The sequence below is a fragment of the Mesobacterium pallidum genome (assembly GCF_019966535.1).
Classification (GTDB): Bacteria; Pseudomonadota; Alphaproteobacteria; order Rhodobacterales; family Rhodobacteraceae; genus Mesobacterium; species Mesobacterium pallidum.
On sequence record NZ_JAIMID010000001.1, the window covers coordinates 477,542 to 492,324 of the forward strand.

A 14,783-nucleotide genomic window follows, 5' to 3' on the forward strand; every position below is an offset into this window, starting at 1 on the left:
ACTGCGCGTTGGTTACTTCATCAGGCCGGGGGCGACCTCGGCCTTGAAGCTGTCGGCGAAGGACGTGAGATCCACGTCCGACAGGCCCGCGAAAGCCTGCATGATCGCCTCGGGCGTGCGTTCGGCGACGGCATAGCCCTCGGCCTCAAGCTTGTCGGTCCAGTAGGCGATACGGGCTTGGTAATCGGCCACGAACCCGGCAGCATCGGTCACCGCGGCGGGGGCGGTGCCCGGCAGCGCCTTGACGAATTCCGCCCGCTGCGCGGCGGCGACGGGTTCCAACGCCGCGATGTCGTTGGTGTGGATCACCTCGCCACCCGCGATCAGGTCGCCGGCCTTGGCCTCGATCTCCATGTAGCCCTGCCAGATGTCGGCGGCGGCCTTCAGGTTCGCCTCGGTGATGAAGTTCTGCAATTCGACCGGGAAGCCGTCCCAGATGTCCTTGTTCATCACCCAGGTCGAGGCCTGCAGCTGCGCCATGGTCACCGGCACGTATTCCGGCGCCACGTCCTTGAGCGTCAGCCCGTCCGCGTATTGGTTCGGGTTGATGACCATGCAGTCGAAGACGCCGCGCTGCAGCCCCTCGTAGGCCTCTCCCCAGGAGATGCTTACCGGCGTCATGCCAAGCGCCTCGGCCGTGGTCGACCAGACGGCGCCGATGGCGCGGGCGCGGATGCCCTTGGCATCGTCGAGCGAGGCGATGGGCTTGTTGCACAAGAGGTTATAGGCGGGTGTGGCGGTGGCCTGCAGCACGACGACATTGTGCGATGCGTATTCCTGCGTCACCGGCTCGTAGGTCAGCAGGGTTTCCAGCGCGGTGGCGCCGCCGGCGGCCACGTCATGCACGGTCGAGCCCGAAAGCGCGGCGCCCATGCCGAACATCCAGGAGGCGACGGGCAGTTTCTGCGGCATGTAGGACGGGATGATCAGGCCGATGTCGGCCACCCCGTCGCCCACCCCTTCGAGCGTGTCGAGCGCGCCCAGCAGGGACGAGGACCAGTAGTTTTCAAAGGTGATCTTGCCCTGCGTGAACTCGGTGATCGATTCTTCCCAGGCCACCATGGCCTTGCCGAAATTGGCGTTCTGGTCGCCCGAGAAATCGGCGAGCTTCAGCGTCATCGGCTCGAGGGTGTCGAGCCAGGCGTCCTGGGCCAGCGCGGCGCTGCCAAGGCTCGCCGTCACGAGGGTCGCGGCCGAGATGCGCGCCCATGTTGCGTATGCGGTCATCATTTCCTCCCTTTGCCATTGCGGCAATCCGTTCGGGCGTCCCTTCGCCCGTCCTGGGGTGGACGCTAGCATCTCCTACTTTGTGGGACAATCCTTTCTGCGACATTCCGTGCGCCTTGGGGCGTGGTTCCTCGTGAACCTGGGTGAAAACCTGTCGTTATGCGCGATTTTCACGAGAAAAGGTGGAAAAGGCAATGTGCGCCGTGGCTGTTGACCCGTCTCATCTCGAGCCCCTGTTTTTCTTGGTTGTCCCGTATAATGGGACGTTTGGGTGTCCCGGAATGTGGATCACCACGTCGTCACCTGGTCCGGGTCCAGTTTCACGTCGACCAGGAACGGCCGGTCGTGGCGGCGCGCGTCGAGCGCGGCAGGCAGGGCCTCGAGCTCGGCGAGGCTGGCCACGACATGCCCGTCGCCGCCAAGCGCCCGCGCCACGGTCACGAAATCCGGCCAGTCGAAGAGCGTGATGGCGGGGTCGATCTGACGGTCCCGGAACTGGATATGCTCGGCCCCGTAGCTGCCATCGTTGAAGATCACGCAAATGATGCCGAGCCCTTCGCGCGTGGCGGTGTTGAGCTCGGCCAGGTTGCCCAGCATGAAGCCGCCGTCGCCGCAGAACAGCACCGTGGGCCGCTCGGGCCGCGTCGCCGCCGCGCCGATCGCCGCCGCCATGCCCAGCCCAATCGAGCCGAAGCTGGCCGTGGTCACATGATCGAGCGGGCCGGGCGCGGTCAGCCGGCCATAGCTGCGCACCATCCAGCGGCCAGCATCTGTGACAAGGCTGCGGTCCGCCGGCAGGATCGCGTCGAGCCGGTCGAGCGCCGTCAGGAAATCGACGCAGCCGTCGCGCACGGGCTTGGGCTGACCCATGTCGGGCGTGTCCAGCCCGTGCGGGGCGAGATCGCGGGTAAAGCCCGAGGCGGGGATCTCGGCCTCGTCCAGCCAGTAAAGGAAGGTCTCGGCCACGTCGCTCGGGTTTCCAAGGATGCCGACATCGGGCACCGCGTTGGCGCCGATATCCTGCGCCCGGTCCATTACCTGGATCACCCGTTTGCCCTTGAGAAACGACCCCTGCGCCGTGGTGTGGAAGTTCAGCGAGGCGCCGAAGGCAATGAGGCAATCGGCCCGCATCAGGGCGTCGCTTGCGCCGGGCGCGCTGACGGTGCCGTGCACGCCCAGCACGTGGTCTTCGCCCGCGAACAGGTGGCGCGCACGCATTGTGGTGGCCAACGGTGCCTCGATCCTTTGCGCAAGGCGGGTCAGCGCGTCGCGGCTGGCACCGTCCACCGCGCCGCGCCCGGCCAGCACCACCGGCGCGCGGGCGGCGGCGATGATGCCGATGGCGTCGTCGAGCCCCGCGCCTTCGATCCGGGGCGAGACCAGCGGCGGCACATCCCACGAGACGGGCGTGCCGTCCGCCTCCTCCCACTGCATTTCGGCCGGCATGTTGAAGGCGATGGGCCGTCGTTCGGCCCGCGCCCGCCGCACGGCGCGGGCCAGGTCGGCAACGGCCGTGGCCGGCGAGCGCATCTGTTCAAGGCCAGTGCCGGTGGACCGGATCACCGCGTGCTGGTCGACGTTCTGCAGGTTCTCGCGGTCGGTCGCCGGAGTGTCGCCGCAGAGCAGGACGAGGGGCGTGTTCGACTTCACTGCCTCGACCAGCGCGGTCACGCAATTGGTCAGCGCGGGGCCGTGGGTGACGGTGGCAAAGCCCGTCCCGCCGCTCAGTTGCGCCGCGCCAAGAGCCGCCAGTACAGCGCCGGATTCGTTGGCCATCGCGACATAACGCCCGCCCATTTGCCGCGCGTAGGCGTCGACCATGTAGGCATTCGCGTCGCCGACCACGCCAAAGAGCGGATGCGCGCCGCCATCGCGCAGGGCCTTGGCCAGAGCTTCGTGGGTCTTCACGGGCGTCTCCTCCAGTCGCTTGCTCCATGGTTAGCCATTGGCGCAGCACATCGCAACAGGAACGCAAAAGGCCCCGCGCTGGGGGCCTTGTGGATCCATCATGTGAAGGAGGGGTTTGGTAGCGGAGGAGGGACTTGAACCCCCGACACGCGGATTATGATTCCGCTGCTCTAACCAGCTGAGCTACTCCGCCAAACCGTGCGGGGGAATTAGGCAAAGCCCGGCCGGGGGTCAAGCGGGAAATTCGGCGCGCGGGCATTTTTTCGCGGGTGTTTGTCGCCTTGGCGGCTTGACCTCGCGGCGCGCTGCGGATGCACTCGGGCGATGTCGCCGGGAGGGATGCGATGACCGATCATGATAGCCTCGATCCGCAGGATTGGGAGGCGTTCCGCCGCGCCGCGCATGACCTGCTCGACGCCTGCGTGGACCAGTTGGCCGATGCGCGGGCGCGGCCCTGGCACCCGGTGCCCGAACGGCTGGAGGCGGCTTATGCGCTGGACACCCCGCCGCTGGCGGACGAGGCCGCGCTGGGCGCCGCGCTGGCCGCGGATGTGCTGTCCCATGGGACCGGCAACACCCATCCGACCTTCTTCGGCTGGGTGCATGGCACGGGGCTTGCCTCGGGCCTGATGTCCGAGATGGTCGCGGCCACGGTCAATGCCAACCTCGGCGGGCGCGACCACGCGGCGATGCGGATGGAGCGGGCGGTGATCGACTGGACGCGCCGCGTGATGGGCTTCCCGGAGGGCGCCAGCGGCGTGCTGGTCGCCGGCACCTCGCAGGCGACGGTGATCGCGCTGGCGGCGGCCCGGGTGCGGGCGCTGGGCGACGTGCGTGCGGCGGGGCAGGGCGACCGGTGCTTGCGCGTCTACGCGGGACGCGCCGCGCACAACGCCCTGCGCAAGGCGGTCGAGCTGCTGGGCATCGGCCACGACAACCTGGTGCTTTTTGACGACGGCCCGCGCGGACCGGACCCGGATACGATCCGCGCCGCCATCGCCGCCGACCGGGCGGCGGGCCGGGTGCCGCTTGCGGTGGTCGCCACTGCCGGCTCTGTCGACCTCGGCCGCTTCGACGACCTGCCCGCGCTGGCGGATCTCGCGCTGTACGAAGGCCTCTGGTTCCACGTCGACGGCGCCTTCGGTGCCTGGATCCGCCTCGCCGATGCGCCCTGGCGCGATCTTGGCCGGGGGATCGAGCGCGCCGACAGCCTCGCCTGCGACTTCCACAAGTGGATGTACGTGCCCTACGATTGCGGCCTCGTGCTGATCCGGGACGAGGCCGCCCACCGCGCCGCCTTCGCCGCGCGCCCTTCCTACCTCGCCGGCCAGGCGCGCGGGCTCGCTGGCGGCGAGCCCTGGTTCTGCGACTACGGGATCGACCTGTCGCGGGGCAATCGCGCGCTCAAGGTCTGGTCGGCGATCCGCCTCTACGGCCCTGAACGGTTCGGTGCCGCGATAACGGAGAACTGCCGCCTCGCTGCCCGCATGGGCGCGCGCGTGACGGCGACGCCGCACATGGCGCTGGCCGCTCCGGTGGTGTCGAACCTCTGCGTCTTCACCGCCGACGACCGGCTGCCACCGGACGCGCAATCCGCGCTCAACACCCGCATCGCCGCCGACCTCCAGCTCTCGGGGCAGGGCGTCTTCTCGACCACGCAGGTCGGCGGCGTCACCTGCCTGCGCGCCGCCATCACCAACCACCGCACGCGGCCGGAGGATGTCGATGCCGTCACTTCCGCCGTTGCGGGTGCTCGGGATGCAGAGGGCGCGTCCGTTTGAGTATTTGAGGAATAGTGAAAGCAGGGGCGCCACTCCCCTGTTCACCTTTGCATGAATATCCCGGGGAGTGTGAGGGGCAGCGCCCCTCGGTCCGATATCATCGCCCTGGTGACGCGGCGGGATCGCCTCCGGCGGGCATATTTTCAGAAGGATGAAAGCCCAATAGCAACGTTCCCCCCTTCACCTTGCCAATAAACTCCGGGGAGCGCGAGGGGCTGGCCCCTCGCTCCGACGGCATCCACCAGACGGGCGTGGGATTGGCTTTGGCCCCTCACGACGCGCAGACGGGGCCGCGCGTCGGCGCGGCCCCGGCCGGTCGGATCGCGCAGCGATCCGAAACTCCCTGTGGACCCCGGCGGATCAGTCGGCGGGGGCGTAGCTGCCGTCCGCCTGGTGCACTTCGGTCCCCGTCACAGGCGGGTTGAAGCAGCAGGCCATGACCAGCTCTTCCTCGGCCCGCAGCACGTGGCGGTCGTGCTGGTCCAGCGCATACATGGTGCCCGGCTTGATCGCGTGGGTCTCGCCCGTGGCAAGGTCCGTGATCGACCCCTTGCCCTGCATGCAGTAGACGCTCTCGAAGTGGTTCTTGTACTCGAACGTGTGCTCCGAGCCGGCCTCGAGAAAGGTGATGTGGAACGAAAAGCCCATGTTGTCGTCGGCCAGCAGCATCCTCACGGACGTCCAGTTGGCATCCGACACGACGCGGTCGCGGTCGTTCCTGGTGATCTCGTCGAAATCTCGCACGATCATGGTGTCACTCCGCTGCGATCTTCATCGGTTCGGCCATGGTCACTTCGCGCGCGGCCTCGAGCAGGATGTCGAACCCCTTGTTCAGCATCTCTTGCGAGGTCGTCAGCGGCGCCAGCACCTTGACCACCTGGTCGTCGGACCCCGAGGTCTCGATCACGAGGCCCTTTTCGAAGGCGCGGGCGCAGATGGCACCGGCCAGTTCGCCTGTGCCGACATCAACGCCGCGCATCATGCCGCGGCCCTTGAGGAAGGCGCCGGGGACAAGGCAGGCCAGCTCGCCCAGACGTTCCTCGAGCAGGTCCGATTTCTCGGCAATCTCGGCCTGGAACGCACCGTCAGACCAGAATTTCTCGATCGCGACGCGGGCCGTGACGAAGGCATGGGTGTTGCCGCGGAACGTGCCGTTGTGCTCGGCGGGCCCGAAGATGTCATGCTCGGGGCGCACCAGCATCAGCGCCATCGGCAGACCGTAGCCCGAGACCGACTTGGCCATGGTCACGATATCCGGGGTCACGCCCATCTCTTCGAAGGAAAAGAACGTGCCGGTCCGGCCGCAGCCGGCCTGGATGTCGTCGATGATCAGCAGCGCGCCGTGACGCTTGGCCAGATCGGCGATGCGCTGGACCCACTCGGCCGAGGCGACGTTCAGCCCGCCTTCGCCCTGCACGGTCTCGAGCAGGATCGCGGCCGGGGCGTCGATGCCCGAAGAACCGTCTTCCAGCATCGCCTCGAGCAGGTCGCCGGTGTCCATGTTGCCGCCCATGTAGCGGTCGAAGGGCATCCGCGTCACGCCGTTCAGCGTGGTGCCGGCGCCGCCGCGGTGATAGCCGTTGGCGGTCGCGGCCAGCGCGCCCAGGGTCACGCCGTGAAAGCCGTTGGTAAAGGCGATCACGTTGGTGCGGCCGGTCTTTTTGCGCGCGATCTTCAGCGCGGCCTCGACCGCATTGGCACCGGTCGGTCCGGTGAACATCACCTTGTGGTCAAGGTCGCGCGGGGTCAGGATGTGCTCTTCGAAGGCGCGCAGGAAGTCGCCTTTCACGTCGGTGTGCAGGTCCAGCATATGGGCCGGACCGTCGCCGGCGATGTGGTCCATCAGCGCGGCCTTCATGTCCGGGTCGTTGTGCCCGTAGTTCAGCGACGAGCAGCCGGCCAGGAAGTCGATGTAGCGGCGCCCCTCTGCGTCGATCATTTCCGAGCCACGGGCTTCGGTGAACACCGTGTCGAGGCCACGGCAGTAGCTGCGGGCTTCCGATTCACGGCGGGTAAAGATGGTCTTGTCGGCTGACATGTCAGTCGGCATGGGGAGATCCTCTCTGGGGTCTTCTGGGAATGGGGAAAGCGGCGGGGCGGCGGGTCAGGCCACGGCCCTGAGCTGTGCGGGGAAGGACAGCGTCACCATGTGTTCGCAGTCGTGTTCGCCGTTGAAGTGGTCTTCCTTGGCGAAGTGACGTTCGCTCGTCACCTCCGCGCCGCGGCTGCGCGCGAACTTGCGGAACAGCGCCCAGCTGGCGTCGTTGTCGGCGGTGATGGTGGTCTGCAGGTGGTTGACGTGCTCGTGCCCGTCGCGGTCAAGCAGGGCGCCCAGCATCCGTGTGCCAAGGCCGAGGCCACGCGCCTTTGCGCCAACAGCCACTTGCCAGACGAAGAACGTGTCGTCCGCATCGGGCAGGATGTAGCCCGAGATCCAGCCCACGATCTCGCCGTCCACCTCTGCCAGGATGCAGCGGTCGGCGAAATGATCGCACTGGATCAGGTTGCAATACATGGAGTTCTCGTCAAGCGGCTTGCAGCTTTTGACAAGCTCGTAGACCGCCGCGCCGTCCTCTTTCGTGGGCTTGCGCAACGTGACGTCAGTCATGGGTTTTGCATCCTTTCGGGTGGGCACTGTCCAGATCCTCCAAATTTGCTTCGTGTTACTAAGTAGTGTAACGTCGCTGACGGATCAAGGGTTCCGTTTGTCACGTCATGAAATGATTGAATATGCGCCATGAGCGCATATGTGGCCCGTTTGAGTCTTATTTTATTCGCTTAGCTAAGCAAAGGTGTCGGGTCGTGTTGCGAAAGCCCCGGCGCTTGCGCAGAATAGGAGGAGAACGTGTTCGAAGGTTTCTTGATGGATCGCACCGATACCAGCCTCATCGCCCTGCGCCGCATCCTGCGCGCGACCGAGCTGCACGGGAAGGAGCTGGCCCAGGCGGCCGGGCTCACGGCCGTGCAGTTCCGCGCGCTCCAGATCGTGGCCGAGACGGGCAGCGCGACGGCCAAGGCGATCGCCACCCGCATGGGCGTGACCCAGGCGACGGTGACGGCGCTGATCGACCGGCTGGTGCGGCAGGGGATGGTGGAACGCCAGCCCTCGCAGACCGACCGGCGGCAGGTCAACATCGTGCCGACGGCGGCCGGCCAGAGAACGGTGGAGGAAGCGCCCGACGCGCTGCAGCAGCGCTACGTGCGCAAGTTCGAGGCGCTGGCCGACTGGGAGCAGGCGCAGATCGTCGCCACGCTGGAACGGGTCGCCGCCATGCTGGACGCAGAGGAGCTGGACGCGTCCCCAGTGCTTGCGACGGGCCATATCCATGGCCCGGACGATGGCGTGGCCGGGCATCCGGCCCAGCGGCCCGGCCCCAAGCCCGTGGCCGGGTGACCGGCGCCCAAGTCAGGCCGCGGCGCGTTGCGCGCCTTTCATGACGCCGGCCAGAAGGGCATAGGTCTCGGCCCAGGCATCCTCGACCTCGGGGGTGAAATCGGGCCCGAGCGCCTCGCGCAGCGTTTCCAGCAGGGCGGCCCCGACGAAATCGTAATGCTGCGGCTGCACCTTGTAGTGCTGGTGGCGCGCGCCCAGGTCGGTCAGCGCGGGCAGGATACTGTCCATGTCGCGCAGGCCGGTGACCGCGGCCGACAGCATCTGCATCAGCATCGTCTTCTGGCTGCGCATGTCTTCGGGAAACAGCGGTCGCAGCTGCGGCGCGATCTCGAACAATCTTGCATAGAACATGTCGGCGGCGACGTCCTGAAGCGGCGCAATCCGGCGGAATGTCGACTGGACAAGATCGATCTGGCGGGGGGTCATGGCCTTTGGTTCCTTCTGCTCTTGCACCTTTGCTCCGCCACAGGGCGGTCGCGGTTTCCGGCAAAGAGCTTGAGGCCAGACCTGGCCGCGCCTCTCCGACGGTCGGTCCCGACCGGCGCTCGGAGGGCAGGGGCAGCGGCACGGCGGGTCACGCGGCCCCGGGCCTGCAACCGCCCGGGGTCCGATGCGACCCGGCGGTGGCATCAGCGTGACTCACGTTTTCTGCGCATGCAACATTATTTTTGCTGCGGGTGCAAAATGCGCCCGGCAGTTGCGGCCTGGTGCGGGGCCGGTCTATCGTCGCGCCATGAAAGACGCCGTGTTCGAGATCAAGCCGGCCCTGCTGCGCGGCCCGGTGACCTACCGGGTCGATGCCACGGGCGTGTCCGCCGAAAAGGGCGGCACCCCCCAGTGGCAGCTGCCGTTTTCGCAGGTCGAGGGGCTGCGCATCGTCGAGCTCGTGATCGATGGGCACCGGTTGGCGCGGATCGACCTGGCGCTGCCCGGCGGGCGCGTCCAGGCGATCAGCCAGACGCTGGACGCCCGCGTGACGGCCGAGGACCCGGCCCGCCAGGGCTGGACCGCGCTGACCGCCAGCTTGTTGGACGGCGTGGCCCAGGTGCGGCCCGAGACCCCCGTGTACCTCGGCGAGACCCCGCGCAACCGCGGCATCATGTTCGGCATCGGTGCGCTGTCGCTGCTGTTTGCGGGCGGCATGGCCATCGCCGCGGCCGGCAATGGCCGGCTGGAAGAGGCGGGGCTGCCGCTGGCCGTGATGTCCTTGTTCGGCGGCTGGATCGCCTGGCATTTCCATCCCTGGCGGCCCGAGATCACCTTTCCCGTCCGCCAGTTGGCCCCGCAGCCCGAAGCCTGAGGGGCAAAAGAAAAGGGCCGCCCCGAAGGACGGCCCCGATCTTTGTGTCATGCGCCGCGCGTCATTCGCGGTTGCCGAAGAGCTGCAGCAGGAACATGAACATGTTGATGAAGTCGAGGTAGAGCGACAGCGCGCCCATGATCGCCGATTTGGCCAGCCACTCGCTGTCGCCGTGGTGGGCGTGGGCGAGGTACTCGATCTTGATCTTCTGCGTGTCATAGGCGGTCAGGCCGGCAAAGATCAGCACGCCCAGGATCGACACGGCGAAGGCAATCGCCGGGCTGCCCAGGAAGATGTTGATGATCGAAGCCACGATCAGGCCGATCACGCCCATGATCAGGAACGACCCCCAGGCCGAGATGTCCCGCTTGGTGGTGTAGCCATACAGCGACAGGCCCGCGAAGGCGATAGAGGTCACCAGGAACACCTGCGCGATCGACATGCCGGTGAAGGCGACGAAGATCCACGACATCGACAGGCCCATGACGGCCGCGAAGGCGAAGAAGAACAGCTGCGCGCCCGCCGCCGACAGCCGGTTGATGGCCGCGCCGAAGGCGAAGACCATGATCAGCGGGGCGAACATGACGATCCAGCCCAGGATGTTGGGCGACAGGGTGATCGGGTCACGGAAGATCGACAGAAGCTGGGGGCTCGACCCGACGGCCCAGGCCACCAGGAAGGTCAAAAGCGTGCCGACGGACATGGTCCCGTAGACCTTGTTCATGTGAGCGCGCAAGCCCTCGTCAATCTGGGCAGCACGCGCGCCGACGCCCGTCCGGATTGTATTGAAATCTGCCATTTGGTCCTCCGATAAGGGTCAGATGCAGGCGGGGTCCCTCCCGCCAAGGTCTTTGGGACCAGATATTGGCAGACCTGTCCCGCATTTCAAGTGCCTGAGATGCACAAAAAATCCCCGGGAAACGGTGCGTTTCCCGGGGAAAGACCGGCGGGGAGAGCCGGGGGAGGCGCGGGCGCTCAGCCGCGCCAATGGGCGGGGGCATCCCAGGGGGCGCGAGTCGCCTCGGCCTTCGCGGCTTCCCGGCTGACGCCGATGTCGCGCAGGGCGGCCGCGTCGAGCTTTGCCAGCTGGCGGCGCTGCCGGTGCAGGGCCAGCATGGCGATCAGGCCCATGCGGCGGGGGGCGCGGGCGGGGGCAAGGAGGGCGAGGGAGCGGGACATGTGATGTACCTTTCGTGTCGGATCGTGATATGTCGGCGTTGTCTTATTTCGATGCTTGATGTTATGGTCCATTCGGGCGCATGATGAAAACGAATGTTTGTCATGCAAAACATCACGAGAGGTGATGAAATGAGAAATCTCGACATCACGACCCTGCGCAGCTTTGTCGCCGTGGCGCAGAATGGCGGCGTCACCCGGGCGGCCGGGTACCTGAACCTGACGCAATCGGCGGTCTCGATGCAGGTCAAGCGGCTCGAAGACCTGTTGGGCCTCGACCTGCTCGACCGTTCGGCGCGCCGCGTGTCGCTGACGCCCGCGGGCGAGCAGTTCCTCGGTTACGCCCGCCGGATGGTCGAGCTGAACGACGAGGTCTTCGCCCGCCTGACCGAGCCCTCCCACGAGGGCGAGATCGTGCTGGGCGTGCCGCATGACATCGTCTACCCGGTGATCCCCAAGGTGCTGCAGCGCTTCAACGCCGAATATCCGCGGGTCAAGGTGAACCTCATCGCCTCCTACACGGCCGACCTGAAGGTGCAGTTCGAACAGGGCGAGTGCGACATCATCCTGACCACGGAATATGGTCTCGACGAAGGTGGCGTCCGCCTCGCCGAGATGCCGCTGCGCTGGATCGCGGCGCCGGACGGGCAGGCCTGGCGCAGCCGGCCGCTGCGCGTGGCCTTCGGCCGCCGCTGCCGCTTCCGCCCCATCGCGCTGCGCGAACTCGAGGTGGCGGGTATCCCGTGGGAGATGGCGGTCGAATCCGAATCCGACCGCACAATCGAGGCGACGGTCAGCGCCGACCTCGCCGTGGGCGCGATGCTGGAAGGGACCGAGCCGCCGCACCTGATCCGCCTGGGCGCGCAAAGCGGGCTGCCCGATCTGGGCCTGCAGCTGATCAACCTCTATGTCTCGCATGCCGATGCCGGCGGTCTTGCGCCCAAGCTGGCCGACATGATCCGGCAGGCCTACCTTGCCAGCTACGACCGGCCGGCCGAGGCGGCCGAGTAGGGCCGCGACCCGCGCCTGCAGCGCGGATGCCTTGGGCGAGAGTATTTATGGAATAATGAAAGCAGGGGCGCCAATTCCCCGTTCATCTTGCCAGAAATATCCCGGGGCGTTTGAGGGGCAGCGCCCCTCATTTCGATATCTGACGCCGTGTCCGCCAGAGCGCCTGTTCCCGGCGGGCATATTGGGAGAATGAAGAAAGGACGCGGACCCGGATCCCTCTTCATCTTGCCCATAAACTCCGGGGAGCGCGAGGGGCTGGCCCCTCGCATGGCCGGGTGCCGCGCCTTCGGCGCGAGGGGCTGGCCCCTCGCTTGGCTGGGTGCCGCGCCTTCGGCGCGAGGGGCTGGCCCCTCGCATCCCGTCCTCTCAACCCGGAACGCGGATCACGACCTTGCCGGTCGAGGCGCGGCTGCGCAGCAGCTCCAGCCCCTCGGCGGCCTGCGACAGCGGCAGCACGTGGCTGACGTGGGGCTTGATCCGGCCGTCCACGTACCAGCGGAACAGCTGCGCCAGGCTGTCGGTCACGACCTTCGGGCGGAACGCCAGGTAGCCGCCCCAGTAAAGACCCAGGACGGAAATGTTCTTGACCAGCAGGTGGTTGGCCTTGATCTGCGGCACCTCCCCGCTGGCGAAACCGATGGCGAGGATCCGCGCCTCGGGGCGGCAGGCGCGGAAGGCGTCGGTGAACTGCTGCCCGCCGACCGCGTCATAGACCACGTCGGCGCCGCCAAGCGCCTTGATCTCGGCGCGCAGGTCGATCTCGGTCGCGTCCAGCAGGTGATCGGCGCCGGCGGCCTTGGCGACGGCGAGCTTGTCGGCGCCGCGGGCCACGGCGATCACCTCGGCGCCCATCAGCTTGCCCAGCTCGACCGCCGTGAGGCCGACGCCACCCGCGGCGCCCAGCACGACGAGCCGTTCACCCGGCTGCAGCCGGGCGCGGTGGTCCAGCGCCACGTGGCTGGTGCCATAGGCGACCTGGAACGCGGCGGCGTGCTCGAAGCTCATGGCAGCGGGCAGGGGCACCGCGCGCTCGGCCGGAAAGCAGCCGTACTCGGCCAGCCCGCCATGGCCGCCGAAGACCGCGACCCGGTCACCGACGGCGATCCCGCTCACCCCGTCGCCCAGGGCGTCGACCACGCCCGCGACCTCCATCCCGAGAGAGAACGGCACCGCCGGCATGTCCTGGTAGGTGCCCCTGGTCATCAGCAGGTCGGCGAAATTCAACCCGCAGGCGGCGATCTTCAGCCGCAGCTCGCCCGGGGCCGGGGCGGGAACGGGGATGTCGACAAGAGCCGGCGCCGCGCCCGACTCGGTGATCTGAAAAGCCTGCACAAATGTCTCCTTCGCGTCTGCCCGGGCCTGGACCTGTCAAGAATGACAGGGCGTGTCAATTGCACCAAGGACGGGTGATTCTCGTCATGCGGAAGTCCCGCCCCATCCTGTTGTGGTACGCGATCATCTTGATGGCACACCTAGTTTTTGACCATCCGGGAAAATAATTTCCCGTTGCAACAAGGAGTTGAAACTCGCATAGATTGAATTGTGCCGTCGCGTTCATCCATAAATTTTGTGACGGCCCTTGCGGGGCATCGCATTTGCGGTATTCTGCCCTCGCGCTGAAGGGATGCGCAGCGCATCATGAGCCGTGCCGCGAGGCACTTCAGAGCTATGCCCGGACGGGATGAGCCGGGCCAAATACAAAGGAACGCGACAATGACGCACCCTGTAGACGTGCACGTGGGCAAGCGGATTCGGCATCGACGCTGGCTGGTCGGCATGACTCAGCAGCAGCTTGCCGAACAGGTCGGTATCAAGTTTCAGCAGATCCAGAAATACGAGACCGGCGCGAACCGCGTCAGTGCGTCGCGCCTGTGGGATATCGCCTACGCGCTCGAAGTCCCGGTCAGCTTTTTCTTCGAGAACCTCGAGACCGCACAGGACGAGCATCCGGTCAACGAGTCGGTGCCCGCCGACATCATGGGCGACAAGGAAGCGCTGGACCTCGTCCGGTCGTATTACGCGATCCCGGAAAACCAGCGCCGCCGCCTGTTCGAACTGGCCCGCGTCCTGAGCGACGTGGCCTGACGACTGTCGCATCGGGCCCTGCGATTGACCTTGCCCTCTGCCGGTGGCAAGGGAAGGTCATGACAGGGCTCGATCCGCACCTCCGCTCCGATCTGATCGACACCGCCCATGCGCTGGCCGACGCGGCCCGCGCGGCGGTGTTGCCGTATTTCCGACAGGCCGGTCTCAAGGCCGAGAACAAGCTGGCCTCCGGGTTCGACCCGGTGACCGAGGCCGATCGCGCGGCCGAGGCGGCGATGCGTGACATCCTCGCGATCCGCCGCCCGGCGGACGCCATCCTCGGCGAAGAGATGGGGCGCAGCGCGGGAACCAGCGGGCTGACCTGGGTGCTTGACCCGATCGACGGCACCCGCGCCTTCATCAGCGGCGCTCCGACCTGGGGCGTGTTGATCGCGGTGTCCAATGCAGCCGGACCGCTGCTGGGCATCGTCGACCAGCCCTATATCGGCGAACGTTTCATCGGCGGGCTTGGCCTGGCCGAGACCACCGGCCCGGCCGGGCGCCGCGCGCTGCGTAGCCGCGACTGCGCTGACCTCGCAAGCGCCACCCTCTTCACCACATTTCCCGAGGTCGGCACCCCGGCCGAGCGCGCCGGGTTCGAGGCCGTGGCCGCGCGCGTCCGGCTCGTGCGCTATGGCATGGATTGCTACGCCTACGCGCTGATCGCCGCCGGCCAGGCCGACCTGGTGATCGAGGCGGGGCTGAACGCCTATGACATCCAGGGGCCCATCGGCGTGATCGAGGCCGCCGGCGGCGTGGTCACCGACTGGCAGGGTGGACCGGCGCATCACGGCGGGCGGGCCCTCGCGGCGGGCGATCCGGCGGTTCATGCCGCCGCGCTCGAGATCCTGTCGCAGGTTCCGTGAGGCGGCTGCCTCAATCAGCCGAAGGCGGTAGGCCA

General features: G+C 67.2%; 15 protein-coding genes and 1 tRNA gene. 6 read left to right on the forward strand and 10 right to left on the reverse strand.

Features of this window, described 5'->3' with window-relative positions; translation table 11 throughout:
• Positions 1-12: 12 nt before the first annotated feature.
• The 3 genes from MF270_RS02165 to MF270_RS02175 form a co-directional block, all read right to left on the reverse strand.
• The gene (locus MF270_RS02165) at positions 13-1,227 is read right to left on the reverse strand and encodes a C4-dicarboxylate TRAP transporter substrate-binding protein (protein ID WP_238364203.1); all 1,215 of its coding nucleotides are present in this window, start codon (positions 1,225-1,227) and stop codon (positions 13-15) included.
• A gap of 288 nt (positions 1,228-1,515) precedes the next feature.
• Positions 1,516-3,135, reverse strand: a complete 1,620-nt coding sequence (locus MF270_RS02170; RefSeq protein ID WP_238364204.1) for a thiamine pyrophosphate-binding protein — start codon at positions 3,133-3,135, stop codon at positions 1,516-1,518.
• Between the two features lie 116 nt (positions 3,136-3,251).
• A tRNA-Met gene (locus MF270_RS02175) sits at positions 3,252-3,328 on the reverse strand.
• A gap of 151 nt (positions 3,329-3,479) precedes the next feature.
• Between MF270_RS02175 and MF270_RS02180 the strand changes: the two genes are divergently transcribed.
• Positions 3,480-4,916 (forward strand): pyridoxal phosphate-dependent decarboxylase family protein, encoded by a 1,437-nt coding sequence (locus MF270_RS02180; protein ID WP_238364205.1) that lies wholly within the window; start codon positions 3,480-3,482, stop codon positions 4,914-4,916.
• A gap of 360 nt (positions 4,917-5,276) precedes the next feature.
• Here MF270_RS02180 and MF270_RS02185 read toward each other — a convergent pair whose 3' ends face one another.
• The 3 genes from MF270_RS02185 to ectA are packed head-to-tail and all read right to left on the reverse strand — an operon-like array spanning position 5,277 to position 7,524.
• On the reverse strand, positions 5,277-5,666 hold the full coding sequence (locus MF270_RS02185; protein ID WP_238364206.1) for an ectoine synthase: 390 nt from the start codon (positions 5,664-5,666) through the stop codon (positions 5,277-5,279).
• Positions 5,667-5,670: 4 nt separating this feature from the next.
• Complete coding sequence (gene ectB, locus MF270_RS02190) at positions 5,671-6,966, reverse strand: diaminobutyrate--2-oxoglutarate transaminase (protein ID WP_238364207.1); 1,296 nt, start codon at positions 6,964-6,966, stop codon at positions 5,671-5,673.
• 54 nt (positions 6,967-7,020) lie between these two features.
• A complete protein-coding gene (ectA, locus tag MF270_RS02195; protein WP_238364208.1) occupies positions 7,021-7,524 on the reverse strand; it encodes a diaminobutyrate acetyltransferase in 504 nt (167 codons plus the stop codon).
• A gap of 255 nt (positions 7,525-7,779) precedes the next feature.
• Here ectA and MF270_RS02200 point away from each other — a divergent pair, with 255 nt between their 5' ends.
• Positions 7,780-8,310, forward strand: coding sequence for a MarR family winged helix-turn-helix transcriptional regulator (locus MF270_RS02200; RefSeq protein ID WP_238364333.1), 531 nt, complete (start codon positions 7,780-7,782; stop codon positions 8,308-8,310).
• A gap of 12 nt (positions 8,311-8,322) precedes the next feature.
• Here the strand turns inward: MF270_RS02200 and MF270_RS02205 are convergent, their stop codons facing one another.
• Complete coding sequence (locus MF270_RS02205) at positions 8,323-8,736, reverse strand: globin family protein (RefSeq protein ID WP_238364209.1); 414 nt, start codon at positions 8,734-8,736, stop codon at positions 8,323-8,325.
• 307 nt (positions 8,737-9,043) lie between these two features.
• Between MF270_RS02205 and MF270_RS02210 the strand changes: the two genes are divergently transcribed.
• Positions 9,044-9,610, forward strand: coding sequence for a hypothetical protein (locus MF270_RS02210; protein ID WP_238364210.1), 567 nt, complete (start codon positions 9,044-9,046; stop codon positions 9,608-9,610).
• A 61-nt stretch (positions 9,611-9,671) separates the two neighbouring features.
• On the opposite strand, the gene MF270_RS02215 is transcribed toward MF270_RS02210, so the two are convergent.
• Both MF270_RS02215 and MF270_RS02220 read right to left on the reverse strand, forming a co-directional pair.
• Positions 9,672-10,409 (reverse strand): Bax inhibitor-1/YccA family protein, encoded by a 738-nt coding sequence (locus tag MF270_RS02215; RefSeq protein ID WP_238364211.1) that lies wholly within the window; start codon positions 10,407-10,409, stop codon positions 9,672-9,674.
• Between the two features lie 176 nt (positions 10,410-10,585).
• On the reverse strand, positions 10,586-10,789 hold the full coding sequence (locus MF270_RS02220) for a YjiS-like domain-containing protein (RefSeq protein ID WP_238364212.1): 204 nt from the start codon (positions 10,787-10,789) through the stop codon (positions 10,586-10,588).
• A 129-nt stretch (positions 10,790-10,918) separates the two neighbouring features.
• Here MF270_RS02220 and MF270_RS02225 point away from each other — a divergent pair, with 129 nt between their 5' ends.
• Positions 10,919-11,797, forward strand: a complete 879-nt coding sequence (locus tag MF270_RS02225) for a LysR family transcriptional regulator (RefSeq protein WP_238364213.1) — start codon at positions 10,919-10,921, stop codon at positions 11,795-11,797.
• A 366-nt stretch (positions 11,798-12,163) separates the two neighbouring features.
• Here MF270_RS02225 and MF270_RS02230 read toward each other — a convergent pair whose 3' ends face one another.
• Complete coding sequence (locus tag MF270_RS02230) at positions 12,164-13,129, reverse strand: NADPH:quinone oxidoreductase family protein (protein WP_238364214.1); 966 nt, start codon at positions 13,127-13,129, stop codon at positions 12,164-12,166.
• A gap of 381 nt (positions 13,130-13,510) precedes the next feature.
• Between MF270_RS02230 and MF270_RS02235 the strand changes: the two genes are divergently transcribed.
• Complete coding sequence (locus tag MF270_RS02235; protein WP_238364215.1) at positions 13,511-13,882, forward strand: helix-turn-helix domain-containing protein; 372 nt, start codon at positions 13,511-13,513, stop codon at positions 13,880-13,882.
• A 59-nt stretch (positions 13,883-13,941) separates the two neighbouring features.
• Positions 13,942-14,748: a histidinol-phosphatase gene (gene hisN / locus MF270_RS02240; protein ID WP_238364216.1), complete on the forward strand. Its 807-nt coding sequence runs from the start codon at positions 13,942-13,944 to the stop codon at positions 14,746-14,748.
• Positions 14,749-14,783: the final 35 nt, after the last annotated feature.

Excerpts from the sequence above, each read along its gene's own strand:
- MF270_RS02165 (WP_238364203.1), bottom strand. The coding sequence starts at position 1,227 with ATGACCGCATACGCAACATGGGCGCGCATCTCGGCCGCGACCCTCGTG.
- MF270_RS02180 (WP_238364205.1), top strand. The coding sequence starts at position 3,480 with ATGACCGATCATGATAGCCTCGATCCGCAGGATTGGGAGGCGTTCCGC.
- MF270_RS02185 (WP_238364206.1), bottom strand. The coding sequence starts at position 5,666 with ATGATCGTGCGAGATTTCGACGAGATCACCAGGAACGACCGCGACCGC.
- ectB (WP_238364207.1), bottom strand. The coding sequence starts at position 6,966 with ATGCCGACTGACATGTCAGCCGACAAGACCATCTTTACCCGCCGTGAA.
- ectA (WP_238364208.1), bottom strand. The coding sequence starts at position 7,524 with ATGACTGACGTCACGTTGCGCAAGCCCACGAAAGAGGACGGCGCGGCG.
- MF270_RS02200 (WP_238364333.1), top strand. The coding sequence starts at position 7,780 with ATGGATCGCACCGATACCAGCCTCATCGCCCTGCGCCGCATCCTGCGC.
- MF270_RS02205 (WP_238364209.1), bottom strand. The coding sequence starts at position 8,736 with ATGACCCCCCGCCAGATCGATCTTGTCCAGTCGACATTCCGCCGGATT.
- MF270_RS02210 (WP_238364210.1), top strand. The coding sequence starts at position 9,044 with ATGAAAGACGCCGTGTTCGAGATCAAGCCGGCCCTGCTGCGCGGCCCG.
- MF270_RS02215 (WP_238364211.1), bottom strand. The coding sequence starts at position 10,409 with ATGGCAGATTTCAATACAATCCGGACGGGCGTCGGCGCGCGTGCTGCC.
- MF270_RS02220 (WP_238364212.1), bottom strand. The coding sequence starts at position 10,789 with ATGTCCCGCTCCCTCGCCCTCCTTGCCCCCGCCCGCGCCCCCCGCCGC.
- MF270_RS02225 (WP_238364213.1), top strand. The coding sequence starts at position 10,919 with ATGAGAAATCTCGACATCACGACCCTGCGCAGCTTTGTCGCCGTGGCG.
- MF270_RS02235 (WP_238364215.1), top strand. The coding sequence starts at position 13,511 with ATGACGCACCCTGTAGACGTGCACGTGGGCAAGCGGATTCGGCATCGA.
- hisN (WP_238364216.1), top strand. The coding sequence starts at position 13,942 with ATGACAGGGCTCGATCCGCACCTCCGCTCCGATCTGATCGACACCGCC.